Below are 12,319 nucleotides of genomic sequence, written 5' to 3'. Positions count from 1 at the left end.
CAAGCGCGCTTCAGACGCCCGCACGAAGAGTATGCGCGTGATTGAGGGGGCCGTGACCGTGACCGTAACCCGGCGCACTCAGGATCGACTTGCGCACATAATCCCGCGCCCGACTGACGGCATCCTCCACAGATAGCCCCTGGGCAATCCCGGCGGCCATCGCCGAGGCCGTGGAGCAACCAGTGCCATGCGTGTGGACGGTGTCGATTCGCTCTGAGCGGAAGGTGACCGGCTCAGCATCCGCGGACACCAGGATATCGATCAACTCGTCGCCCTCCATGTGCCCGCCCTTCATCAGAACGTGCTTCGGGCCGAGCTTGAGCAGAACCTCGCCGACGCGGAGCATGTCGTCCCGGTTCACGATCTTCCTTGCTGTCAGAAGCTCCGCTTCCGGAATGTTCGGCGTCAGGATGGTCGCGCGGGCGACCATCCTGCGCTTCATTGCGTCCAGCGCCTGCGGCTCCAGCAGCGGGTGTCCGCCCTTGGCAACCATCACCGGGTCGACCACAAGCGGCGTATCCGGCGCCAACTCGGCCAGCGCCTTATGCACGGTCTCGATCACCGGGATCGAGTGCAGCATGCCCGTCTTGATGCAATCGGCACCGAGATCCTTCAGCACCAGCTCTATCTGCTTGGCGATGAACTCCTCATGGACGTCGTAAACGTCATGCACGCCCTCGGTGTTCTGAGCGGTCAGGGCGGTAATGGCTGTCATAGCGAAACCGCCGAGGCAGGTGACTGCCTTGATGTCGGCCTGGATACCCGCGCCCCCGCCGGAATCAGAGCCGGCGCAGATCAGGACCCGCCCCTTCATCGGATGCATTTCGCTGGAGCCTGTTGCATCAACCTGCGGCACGCTCAATCTCCCGTACAATATCGTCCACCACATTCGCGACGAGCTTTTCGTCCGCGCCCTCGGCCATGACCCGGATCAGCGGCTCGGTCCCGGATTTCCGGATCAGCACCCGGCCACTTCCGGCCAGACGCCCCTCGCCTTCCCGGATCGCATTCTTGACGGTCTCTGCATCCAGTGGCGGCTCACCCGAATACCGCACGTTCTTCAGCAATTGCGGCAAGGGCGAGAAGACCGAGGCGACCTCGCTCATTGGCTTGCCGGACGAAATCAGCACCGCCAACACCTGAAGCGCCGCGATCAGCCCGTCGCCGGTCGTCGCATGCTCGCTCATGATCATGTGGCCGGATTGCTCGCCGCCAAGATTGAAATCACCGGAGCGCATATGCTCCAGCACATAACGGTCGCCCACCTTGGTCCGGTGCATGGCAACGCCGATGCCTTCGAGATGTTTCTCCAGGCCGAGATTGCTCATCACGGTGGTGATCAGCGCGTTACCACGCAACAGCCCGGCTTCCGCCCAAGACGTCGCGATCAGCCCCATGATCTGGTCACCGTCGATGATCCGGCCATGCTCGTCTGCCATGATCAGGCGATCCGCATCGCCATCCAGCGCAATGCCCAGATGCGCGCCATTCTCCGTCACCGCTTTGCACATGGCATCCGGGGCCGTGGCACCGCAGCCGGCATTGATATTCGTGCCGTTGGGAGATACCCCGATCTCGATCACCTCGGCGCCAAGCTCGAACAGAACGCGCGGCGCGACCTTGTAGGCGGCACCGTTGGCGCAATCGACCACCAGCTTCAGGCCCTCGAGCCGCATGCCCTTCGGGAACGTGTTCTTGGCAATCTCGATATAACGGCCCTGGGCATCCTCCAGCCGCCGGACCTTGCCGAGTCGGTCCGCCGATGCCCTGTCCTCGGCGCCCAGCGTATCGATCCGGTTCTCGATCTCGTGCTCGACCTCGTCCGACAGCTTGAAGCCGTCCGGGCCAAACAGCTTGATTCCGTTATCCTGATAGGGATTGTGCGAGGCGGAGAGCATGACGCCGAGATCGGCCCGCAGGGAGCGGGTCAGGCTCGCCACGGCCGGGGTGGGAAGCGGGCCAAGCAGCACCACATCCATCCCGATCGAGGTGAACCCCGCCACCATTGCCGGCTCCAGCATGTAGCCCGAGAGCCGCGTGTCCTTGCCGATCACCGCCAGCGGCCGGTGTCCGGTCTTCGGCCTGCCGTTGCTGTGCACGAAGTGACGGCCGGCCGCCATGGCCACGCGAAGCGCTGTCTCGGCTGTCATCGGCTCGGCATTTGCGGTGCCTCTGATGCCGTCGGTTCCGAAGAGATTTCTGGTCATGAAGTTCCAAGCAATATCAGAATGACTGGAGCGAGCACCGCAGCTTACCGCCGACCGGCGATTCCCGCCCAGACTTTTAGCGCCTGCACGGTCTCGGCAACATCGTGCACCCGGACGATCTGGACGCCCTGCTCCACACCGGCAAGGGCAATGGCGAGCGAGCCCGGCACTCGTTCCTTTGCCGGCTCGTCCCGGCTGATATTGGCGATCATCTTCTTGCGCGACGCGCCGAGAAGAACGGTGCAGCCGAATCCGTGCAACAGGCCAAGCCGGGCCAGCACTTCGAGGTTCTGGTCCGTGTTCTTGGCGAATCCGATACCGGGGTCAACGACGATACGCTCACGCGGGATGCCGGCCTGCTCGGCCTCCAACACCCGTTGCTCCAGCTCCTCCAGCATCTGCAGAGGGGTGAAATCGTACTGAGCCTCGCTCTGCATGGTCTGCGGCTCGCCCCGCATATGCATCAGCATTACCGGGACCTTCGCTTCCGCGACAATGCGGCGGCTTTCCGGATCGGCGAGCCCTGTCACATCGTTGACGATGTCCGCCCCGGCTTTGAGCGCGGCCCGCATCACGTCCGAGCGCCGCGTGTCGACGCTGATCACCGGGCGCTTCGCCCCGGACCGGCGACGAATACCCTCGATCACCGGCACCACCCGGCGCAGCTCTTCCGTTACCGGTACCGGATCGGCGCCCGGCCGGGTGGACTCCCCGCCGATATCGAGAATGTCCGCGCCTTGCATCAGCAGCTCGAATGCATGATCCACGGCATCATTCGTCGCAGCAAAGTCGCCGCCGTCGGAAAAACTGTCCGGCGTCACATTGACGATGCCCATGATCAGGGGGCGATCCGCCGGCAATCCGGCAAGCGCAGGACGCGGCGCGCTGATGAGGTCGAGTTGTTGATCGAAGATGGCGCCGATCCCTTCGCCCTCAGCCCAGACAGTGGTCGCATCAAGCGGGGCGGGTCCCAGCAGGTGAATGGCATCTGCGGAACGGGCAATGATCTCGACGGCGGAGAATGCGGCGGGGCCGCCAGCCAGGGGGCGGCCAAGTCCGGCCTTCAGGAGCCGGTCCGCCATCTCACCCCAGACGATACCGGTCGGTGCGAGGCGAACTCTGGCCCCGGACGGCAAAAGGCCGCGCATCAGCGCGGCCTCTTTTAGAATGTCGGTCATGAATTACTCGCCGGGCTGCGGATCGGGCTCTAGGCCCCCACCGGTCTTCCCGGTGTCTTCCTTGCCGCCGGTCGGCACCGACGAACGGCGGCCGGCCCCCGGCTTCGGTCCGTCTTCCTTGTTGTTCTTCACCAGGCTTTCGCCAGCAAGCAGGGCTTTGATTTCGTCGCCCGAGAGGGTCTCGTATTCGAGCAGCCCCTTGGCCAGCGTTTCCAGCTCGTTGTAGTTTTCTTCCAGAATGCGGCGGGCGTCGCTGTAGGCGCCATCCACGATCCGGCGGATTTCCTCGTCGATCACCTTCGCGGTCGCATCGGAAACGTTCTTCTGCTGGGTCACGGAATGACCGAGGAAGACTTCCTGCTGGTCCTGCGAATAGGCCAGGAAGCCGAGTTTGTCGCTGAGGCCCCACTCGGTGACCATGCGGCGCGCCATGTCGGAGACCATCCGGATATCGGAGGAGGCACCGGTTGTGACCCGCTCTTCCCCGAAGACAAGCTCCTCGGCGAGCCGGCCGCCACAGGCAACCTGCAGATCCGCATAGAGCTTGGCACGGGATAGCGAGATCCGGTCACCTTCCGGCAGACGCATAACCATACCGAGGGCACGGCCACGCGGGATGATCGTCGCCTTATGGATCGGGTCGCTGTCCGGGCAATGCAGCGCGACCACGGCGTGGCCGGCTTCATGATAGGCCGTCAGCGCCTTTTCCTCGTCGGTCATGACCATGGAGCGGCGTTCCGCGCCCATCATAACCTTGTCCTTGGCTTCCTCGAACTCCGCCATGGCGACCACGCGCTTGCCCTTGCGGGCGGCGAGCAGGGCTGCTTCGTTCACGAGGTTCGCAAGATCGGCGCCGGAGAAGCCCGGGGTACCGCGCGCGATAACCTTGGCATCGACGTCCGGACCCAGCGGCACCTTGCGCATATGCACTTTCAGGATGCGCTCACGGCCCAGGATATCCGGGTTCGGCACAACGACCTGACGGTCGAAGCGACCGGGACGCAGCAGCGCCGGGTCAAGCACGTCCGGGCGGTTGGTGGCAGCGATCAGGATCACGCCCTCATTCGCCTCGAAACCGTCCATCTCGACCAGCAACTGGTTCAGGGTCTGCTCACGCTCGTCATTGCCGCCGCCGAGACCGGCGCCGCGATGACGACCGACAGCGTCGATTTCATCGATGAAGATGATGCAGGGTGCGTTCTTCTTGCCCTGCTCGAACATGTCGCGAACACGGCTGGCGCCGACGCCAACGAACATCTCGACAAAGTCTGAGCCGGAAATGGTGAAGAAGGGCACATTCGCTTCGCCAGCGATGGCGCGGGCCAGCAGCGTCTTACCGGTACCCGGAGGGCCCACCAGCAGACAGCCCTTCGGGATCTTGCCGCCGAGACGCTGGAAGCGCTGCGGGTCCTTCAGGAACTCGACAATCTCTTCGAGCTCGGTCTTGGCTTCGTCGATACCGGCGACATCGTCAAAGGTGACCCGTCCGACTTTCTCCGTCAGCAGCCGAGCCCGGCTCTTGCCAAAGCCCATGGCTTTGCCGCCGCCGCCCTGCATCTGGCGCATGAAGAAGATCCACACGCCGATGAACAGCAGCATCGGGAACCAGGAGATCAGGATGCCGAGCAGGCCGGACATGCCCTCTTCAGGCGGCGCAGCGGCAATCCGCACGCCCCCTTCCTTGAGCCGGTCCACCAGACCAGGATCGTTCGGGGCGTAGGTCGCAAAAGTGCGCCCGTCGCTGAAGTGACCCTTGATGGTATTGCCCTGGATCACGACGTCGGTCACCCGACCGGACTCCACCGAGCTAAGGAAATCCGAAAATGCGAAATTCGGATATCCACCAGGTTTGTTCGAACTTTGGAATAGATTGAATAGCGCCACGAGCAGGACGCCTACGATAATCCAGAGTGCGAGATTCTTGCCGAAATTGTTCACGCCGATTATGCCTCGGTAGGGTTCCTGTTCAGCCGGACGGCCCATTCTTAGTCGTTCGTCACGGCCCTGTCATCCCTGCTGGCCCGGAAAGCGTCGGCTACCCATGGCACAGCTGGACGAAATTCAATGTGGAACAAACCAGCCTCCAAGGGCCGCCGACTTGTCCATGTGTCCGAAAGGTGGGGGGCAAAGAGACGCCCGTCAAGGTCAGTTACAGCAGGAAGTGACGCGCGAATGCCCGCTGGAAGCGCCACGGAGGTCTTCGCGGCCGCCCCGGTCAGCCGTAAACGGCGCTCACCCCTGCGTTCCAGCATGTGAATCCAGGCCGGCTGCGCACCTGACCAGGTGACGTCAAAACGTCCGTCCCAACGGCTCACACCCTGGCTCCGCAGCATTTCCGGGCCGGTTTCTCGTGGTGTTTCCCTGGCAATCCAGAGCCTGTCCGACCGGCCGCGCCAGACGAGGCAGCCTCCGAGTGTGACCCGATCGCCAACGCCATCATCCAGCCACCTCAAAAAACGCTTCATACGCTCTGCGCGTGGCGGATAATCCAGCCCGCCGATCGATTGCAGCAATCCGGAGAGCAGTTTGGCACGCAACGGCAGCGGCAAATTCAGAGCAGCAGAACGATCGAGCACGGCGAATCCGCGCGGGTCCAGGTCAGCGAACTCAGTCAGAAAGCCTGCCAGTCGGGCCTCACTCCAGTCCCTCAGCCGTCCGAATACCCGCGCAAGGCGATTGAGTTGGTGCGCATCCAGCCCAGCATCCGTCATTCCCTGCGCGCTCTGACGAACCCGAACCCGTTCGAAACGCCGGTCACGGTTGCTCGGGTCCTCGACCCAGGCTTGCGCCTCGGCGAGGCAATGAGCGCGGAGCCGAACCGGCGGCAGGCCCAGCAGCGGGCGCAGGACAGCAATGCCACCGCGCATCTGCCTTGGCCGGATACCGGCCAGCCCGTCCGGGCCGCTGCCGCGCGCAAGCCGCATCGCCATGGTCTCGGCCTGATCCTGCATATGGTGTGCGAGGAATAGCGCTTGGGCCCCAAGAGACAGCGCATGATCCGTCAGAAGCGCAAACCGCGCCGAACGGGCTGCCGCCTGCAATCCGGCAGACGGTTTCGTCCCGGACCATGACAGGATCTCGTGTTCGATCCCGCGCGCCGCCAACCAGCCAGATACCCGACGGGCTTCCGCAGCGGAGTCCGCTCGCAGCGCGTGATCAACAGTTACGGCAACGAGACGATGCCCTCGGGCCCGGCACCAGTGCGCCAGCATCAGGCATAGAGCCATGCTGTCCGCGCCGCCCGACACTCCGGCAATAAAGACTGAAGGTCCGGCAGAGGCGAGCGCCGGATCGGCGTCCTTGAGAAGCGCCTCGAATTCGGAGTCCGAGACTGGTTTCAAGCCGGACAGTCGTTTTCTCCCACTACCCGGGGATGCGCTAGCAGCCGATCCGCTGCCGTTCCGTCTCCGCCCGGCGCTTGATATTGGCCGAAGCGTTCGGGAAGTCGGTCTTCAGCTGATCGAAGGTGACGCAGGCATCTTCCTTCCGATCCATCCGGGCCAGAGAGAAACCGAGTTTCAGCAGATTATCGGCGGTCTTGGAGCTGCCCGGGTATTCCGTATAGCCCTTGGCGAAGGTCTTGGCCGCATTGGCGAAATCCTTACGCACATAATAGGTCTCCCCGAGCCAGTAGATCGCATTACCGGCCAGCGGGCTCTTTGGATGACGGTCGAGGAATGCGCTGAGCGCCTGCTCGGCAGATTGGAAGTCCTGCTTCTGCAGATAGGCAAAGGCGTGCTTGTACTGCTCTTCGGGGGAGCCGTCGGGCAGGATCTGCTGGGGAACAGCCGAAGGTGCGCTTGCGACGGTCTCGGGAGCTCTGGCAGGCGCAGGAGGCTGTTTAGCCTCCGTGGCGGGAGCCGGCGCATTATCGAGAGCCTTGACCTCGGACTGCTTCAGATAACCCAGAACGCCTTGCCCCTGGCCCGCGGCCGGCGTCTCCGTCGACGCCGGTCCAGCCGCGGCATTGTTCGAATTGCCCTCGACAGATCCTGTCTGTACCGGAACACCGCCACGTTCGAGCGCCTGGAGCCTGAAATCGATGTCACGCACCAACCGGTCGATACGGCCGGAATTCTGTTCCACCTCGAACTCAACTTCCTCGATCTTACCGGTGAGAGAGCGGATCAGGGTTTCGAGCTGTTGCAGACGGACTTCAACACGGGCGGCATAGCTTGTATCAAAGCCTGCGCCCTGATTGCCCGCGGCGGCCGAGGTCGTTGACGTCCCGGACGTGATCGGTGCCGGGGTCACAGGTGTCGCCGTGATGCCCGTGCCGCTGCCGCGATAGAGCTGGCGCTGCAGGTCCTGCATGTCGCGCTCCATCCGGTCGATACGGTTCAGCAAGTTCTGGACGTCCTGCGCGGCTGCCGGCAGCGCCGTCAGGGCGAGGACCATAAGGACCGCAGCACCAATCGTGCATGCTCCGCCAAATACGAACCGGCTCGTCATCTCTCGAACTCCCAGTCTCACTATCGTCGAGTCTCACAATCGTCGCGACCGTCACATCTAACCCGCCAATCGAGCAGGAATAAGGCACGGCTGCCATCGGAGTGCAGGCAATTCCGCCTCCACAAAAGACAACGCGCCGGTCTGGAAAACCAGACCGGCGCGGTCTAACTCAAGCGGGCAGGCCAAAGCCTTAATTGATGGTGGTCACACCGCGACGGTTCTGTGCCCATGCTTCTTCATTGCTGCCGAAAGCAACCGGACGCTCTTTGCCGTAGCTGATGGTGCTGACACGACCGGCATCGACGCCAAGCGCGATCAGATAATCTTTTGCTGCACTGGCACGACGCTCGCCAAGGCCCAGATTGTATTCCCGGGTACCGCGCTCATCGCAATGTCCTTCGATGGTCACGGTCGCGCTCGGATACTTACGCAGCCAGAAAGCCTGACGCTCAAGCGTCGTACGGGCTTCCGGAGTCAGGTCGTACTTATCGAACCCGAAGAACACCCGGTCGCCGACTTCGGCGACGAACTCTTCGCGCGAACCCGGAGCAGCCGTAACAGCCCCTGTCGAGGCTGATGATGTCGAGGGCTGATTCGCAGCCGGTACAGTCGAACCCGCGCCGCCCGACTGGGACGCCGTTTCCTGGTCGGTCGAGCACGCGGCGACGAGGAGACCCGCAGCCACGATTGAAAGAAACTTCATTGCCATTCTTTAACCCCCACAGAAGTGAGCCTTCGATCCAAGTTTACGGCCGTGCCCCTTAGACTCTAACCGGACGCGCCAATCCTTTGTGTTCTCTAACAGATTTCTACGGATGGCGATACCCGCTCATTACCGGAGAAGGCTTGTCGAGAAAAATATATTTGCATGCCGCTAAGGAATCAAGGGCGACCATGCGGGATCGGAAGCATCCACAGGTGTGACAATCTCGCGCTCGTTATATCCTGTGAGGTCAACGGAGTAGAGTTTGGTTTTGCCCCCTCGGCCAGAAGAATCCGATGGAAACTGCTTGAAATATATAAGAACCCGGCCATTCGGTGCCCATGTCGGCGCCTCCACGAGATAGCCCTGGGAGAGCAGACGCTCACCGGTTCCGTCCGGCCGCATCACCCCGATATAGAACTGACCGCCGACGATTTTGGTAAAGGCAATAAGGTCGCCACGTGGAGACCAGACCGGCGTGGCATAGCGCCCTTTGCCAAAACTGATTCGCCTCACATTGCTGCCGTTCGCATCCATCACGTAGATCTGCTGGCTGCCGCCACGATCGGAGTTGAAGGTCACCTGACCGCCATCCGGTGCGAAGGTCGGCGATGTATCGATCGACGGGCTATCGGTCAGACGACGCACCCGCCGGGTTGCGAGATCCATCGTGTAAATGTCGGTGATACCGTTCCGGGCCATACTCATGATCACCCGGTTGCCATCCGGCGAGAAACGCGGCGCGAAGGTCATGCCTGGGAAGTCTCCCAGCACTTCCTGCTGCCCGGTTTCAATGTTGAAAATATAGACCCGCGGCTTGTCGTTATAATACGCGAGATAGGTGATTTCCTGCAGCGTCGGCGAGAAGCGCGGCGTCAGTACGAGATCCTTGCCGTCTGTCAGGAAACGGTGGTTCGCACCGTCCTGATCCATGATCGCCAGCCGCTTGGTCCGGCGGTCCGGCGGACCGCTTTCGGCGATATAGACGACACGGGTATCGAAATAGCCGGATTCACCAGTCATGCGCTGGTAGATAGCGTCGGAGATGATATGGGCGACACGGCGCCAGTTCGCCGGAACCGTGGTGTAGGCGTTCGCCACCATCTGCTGCTCGGCAAAGACGTCCCAGAGACGGAACTCGACTTTCACAGCGCCGCTCGCCTCGAAGCTCACCGCACCATGCACCAATGCCTGCGCATTGATCAGGCGCCAGTCACCAAACCGGGGCAACGCACTCAGCGATACATTGCGCTGGATAAAGGCCGCATTGTCGATCGGGGCGAACAGACCGGAGCGCTCCAGGTTGGCGGCGATCACGGCAGCGATATCCCGGCCGATCTGCGCACTCTCGCTATTGTTGCCGGTGAACTCGGAGACCGCCACGGGCAAAGGATCAACCTTGCCCTGGGTGATATCGATCCTCAGCTCGGCCCGGGCCGGGCCTGTTGCAAGAAGTACCAGCAGCAGAGCCGGCAGTACCCACCGCCAAAGCATTGCAGCAGGCGAAAACTCCATAGTGCCCATAGTGCGGGACGGTCCAGCGAACCTCATGATCGGCCTCTCAAGTCGGTCGTGATCGCGGATCTTCACAGCAGATCCCTCGGATTGAAAGTCATGGTGATGTTTTTCCATGACTCATATTTTTCAGGCGGCAACGGAAGCTTGCCGCAGCTCAGCACAGCGCGCCTTGCGCTTTCGGCAGCACTCCGGAAAAAACCGTCCCGGGACAGCCGTGCCTGGTCGACGATCCGCGCATCTCGCACGGTGCCGTCTGCCCCCATCTGCAAGGCAATCTCGATGTAGAGATCTTCCGCATCCTTGGCGCCTGCCGGAACGTTCCAGCATTGCGCGATCTGCCGGCGGACCGCGTCGATCTCGCTGATGGAGACCTTGTTCTCCGGATCGAACGCCTTGTCGGACCGGCTGCGGGCCGGTGCCTGCAGCTTGGCGAGCACGTCCTTCAAGGGATCCGCCTTTTTCTTCGGCTTTTCTTCTTCCGGTTTCACCGGCTGTGCGGGCTCCGTCTTCTCAAGCGTCTTCAGCAGGCGCGAGAAATCGAGCTTCTTGTCATCTTTTTTCGGCTTCTTCTCCGCCTCTTTCGGCGTCGGTTCCGGCGCGCGCGGCTTGGGGCGCGGTTTCGGCGCGGGCGCCGGGGCCTGCGCAACCTTCTCCGGCTCAGGCGCCTTCTCGGGCGCGGGCTTCGGGATCGGCGCTGGTTCCGGCTCGGGCACTTCGGCAACCGGCTCAGGCGCAGGTTCCGGTGTAGGAGCTGGGGGCGGAGGTGGAGGCGGAGGCGGAGGCGGTGCTGCCGCCTCAGGTGGTGGGGGCGCAGGTTTCGGGGCTTCGGGCTCCGGCTCCTTGGGCTTCGGCTCTTCCACCTTCTCGGGCTCGACCGCTGCCGTCGGGGTATTGGTCACTTCCGAGATATCCACCACGTCGACAATGACCAGTTGCTCCGGGAGAATATCGTCATTCCGGAGTTCGGGCAGGCCGAACCATGCAAATGCGAACACCGCAACATGGATGCCAATGGATATGGAGAGCCCGGTGCGCATGGCGTCAGCGCGTCCCCTTGCTGTCCGGAATTTCGGCCAGAAGCGCGACTTTCTTGAAGCCGGCGGAGCTGATCAGCCCCATGACCTCCATCACCGTGCCGTACTGGATCGTCTTGTCTCCGCGCACGAAGATCCGCACATCCGGTCGCTGCCCGGTGACGGCGTTCAGCCTCGGCACCAGATTTTCCCTTGGCACTTCAGTGTCCTGCAGGAAGATCACACCTTCCGCGTTCACCGACACAACCAACGGCTCAACCTCATCCGTCAGCTGCGCCGCCTTGGTTTTCGGTAAATCCACCGGCACACCGACAGTCAGCAGCGGCGCGGTGACCATGAAGACGATCAGTAGCACCAGCATAACGTCGACCAGCGGCGTCACGTTGATCTCGCTCAGCGGACGATAGCGCCCTCGCGCGCCCCGCCCAGCTCCGATCATGGAAGCGGCCATGGCTCAGCCTCCCTCGTCAAGCTGACGGGACAGGATAGAGGCGAATTCGCTGGAGAAGGTTTCCAGGCGCCCCGCATACCGGCCAAGGTCAGTGGAAATCTTGTTGTAGGCGATCACTGCGGGGATAGCCGCGACCAAGCCAAGGGCCGTTGCGAACAGGGCCTCTGCAATACCCGGCGCCACCACCGCAAGTGAGGTGTTCTTGGTCGCCGCGATGGACTGGAAACTGTTCATGATCCCCCAGACGGTGCCGAACAGCCCGACGAAAGGAGCGACGGAGCCGACCGAAGCAAGAAAGGTCATGTGTTTTTCGAGGCGATCCATCTCCCGGGAAATCGAGAGCTGCATGACCTGCTCGATGCGCTGGCGCAGACTGGCTCGGATGTCTGAGCCTTTCGTGGTCAGCCCTTTGGCGGCAGACCGGCGCCACTCCCGCATTGCTGCCGTGAACACACCGGTCATCGGATCGCCCGGCTGCCCGCCAATACGATCATAAAGATCCTCAAGCGAGCCGCCGGACCAGAATGATTCCTCGAACTGCGCTGCAGCTTTGGAAAGCCGCCGCATTTTCAAAACCTTATCGACGATAATCGCCCAGCTCCAGATCGACGCACCGATCAGGATGATCATCACGGTCTTCACGATCCAGTCCGCCGCCATGAACAAGCCCCAGATGCTCATGTCCATGGCGGCGGTGCCTCCAAGCGTCACGGTATCGACTAGTGTCTGATCCATTTAGATACTCTTCCCCGACGTCTGTCTTATGGCTTGAGCGG

11 protein-coding genes are annotated in these 12,319 nt (G+C 62.3%); all 11 read right to left on the bottom strand.

The features are described from left to right. Nucleotides 1–10: 10 nt before the first annotated feature. Nucleotides 11–856 (bottom strand): bifunctional hydroxymethylpyrimidine kinase/phosphomethylpyrimidine kinase, encoded by an 846-nt coding sequence (gene thiD / locus K328_RS0116315; protein WP_342665348.1) that lies wholly within the window; start codon nt 854–856, stop codon nt 11–13. Further along, nucleotides 843–2,207, bottom strand: coding sequence for a phosphoglucosamine mutase (gene glmM / locus K328_RS0116310; protein ID WP_028466888.1), 1,365 nt, complete (start codon nt 2,205–2,207; stop codon nt 843–845). Before glmM ends, thiD begins: the two co-directional genes overlap by 14 nt. A gap of 44 nt (nt 2,208–2,251) precedes the next feature. Continuing rightward, nucleotides 2,252–3,385 (bottom strand): dihydropteroate synthase, encoded by a 1,134-nt coding sequence (gene folP, locus K328_RS0116305; protein ID WP_036554688.1) that lies wholly within the window; start codon nt 3,383–3,385, stop codon nt 2,252–2,254. Between the two features lie 3 nt (nt 3,386–3,388). Then, nucleotides 3,389–5,323, bottom strand: coding sequence for an ATP-dependent zinc metalloprotease FtsH (gene ftsH, locus K328_RS0116300; RefSeq protein WP_028466886.1), 1,935 nt, complete (start codon nt 5,321–5,323; stop codon nt 3,389–3,391). A gap of 47 nt (nt 5,324–5,370) precedes the next feature. Next, entirely contained in the window at nt 5,371–6,726 is a 1,356-nt protein-coding gene (gene tilS, locus K328_RS24445) for a tRNA lysidine(34) synthetase TilS (RefSeq protein ID WP_051284997.1), read from the bottom strand. Between the two features lie 37 nt (nt 6,727–6,763). Continuing rightward, nucleotides 6,764–7,837: a tol-pal system protein YbgF gene (ybgF, locus tag K328_RS24440; protein ID WP_051284996.1), complete on the bottom strand. Its 1,074-nt coding sequence runs from the start codon at nt 7,835–7,837 to the stop codon at nt 6,764–6,766. Nucleotides 7,838–8,027: 190 nt separating this feature from the next. Then, nucleotides 8,028–8,546, bottom strand: a complete 519-nt coding sequence (pal, locus tag K328_RS0116285) for a peptidoglycan-associated lipoprotein Pal (RefSeq protein WP_028466885.1) — start codon at nt 8,544–8,546, stop codon at nt 8,028–8,030. A 165-nt stretch (nt 8,547–8,711) separates the two neighbouring features. Then, a complete protein-coding gene (gene tolB / locus K328_RS0116280; RefSeq protein ID WP_028466884.1) occupies nt 8,712–10,034 on the bottom strand; it encodes a Tol-Pal system beta propeller repeat protein TolB in 1,323 nt (440 codons plus the stop codon). Between the two features lie 92 nt (nt 10,035–10,126). Next, entirely contained in the window at nt 10,127–11,095 is a 969-nt protein-coding gene (locus K328_RS0116275) for a cell envelope integrity protein TolA (RefSeq protein ID WP_028466883.1), read from the bottom strand. A 4-nt stretch (nt 11,096–11,099) separates the two neighbouring features. Beyond that, complete coding sequence (tolR, locus tag K328_RS0116270; protein ID WP_028466882.1) at nt 11,100–11,543, bottom strand: protein TolR; 444 nt, start codon at nt 11,541–11,543, stop codon at nt 11,100–11,102. 3 nt (nt 11,544–11,546) lie between these two features. Next, the gene (gene tolQ, locus K328_RS0116265) at nt 11,547–12,278 is read right to left on the bottom strand and encodes a protein TolQ (RefSeq protein ID WP_028466881.1); all 732 of its coding nucleotides are present in this window, start codon (nt 12,276–12,278) and stop codon (nt 11,547–11,549) included. Between the last annotated feature and the right edge of the window lie 41 nt (nt 12,279–12,319).

Origin of the sequence: Nisaea denitrificans DSM 18348, from assembly GCF_000426505.1 — a bacterium.
GTDB lineage: Bacteria > Pseudomonadota > Alphaproteobacteria > Thalassobaculales > Thalassobaculaceae > Nisaea > Nisaea denitrificans.
This window is presented reverse-complemented; position numbering and strand designations above follow the sequence as displayed.

Coding starts and splice junctions, on each gene's coding strand:
- tolR (WP_028466882.1), bottom strand. CDS start 11,543: ATGGCCGCTTCCATGATCGGAGCTGGGCGGGGCGCGCGAGGGCGCTAT.
- glmM (WP_028466888.1), bottom strand. CDS start 2,207: ATGACCAGAAATCTCTTCGGAACCGACGGCATCAGAGGCACCGCAAAT.
- pal (WP_028466885.1), bottom strand. CDS start 8,546: ATGGCAATGAAGTTTCTTTCAATCGTGGCTGCGGGTCTCCTCGTCGCC.
- tolB (WP_028466884.1), bottom strand. CDS start 10,034: ATGCTTTGGCGGTGGGTACTGCCGGCTCTGCTGCTGGTACTTCTTGCA.
- folP (WP_036554688.1), bottom strand. CDS start 3,385: ATGACCGACATTCTAAAAGAGGCCGCGCTGATGCGCGGCCTTTTGCCG.
- K328_RS0116275 (WP_028466883.1), bottom strand. CDS start 11,095: ATGCGCACCGGGCTCTCCATATCCATTGGCATCCATGTTGCGGTGTTC.
- ybgF (WP_051284996.1), bottom strand. CDS start 7,837: ATGACGAGCCGGTTCGTATTTGGCGGAGCATGCACGATTGGTGCTGCG.
- tolQ (WP_028466881.1), bottom strand. CDS start 12,278: ATGGATCAGACACTAGTCGATACCGTGACGCTTGGAGGCACCGCCGCC.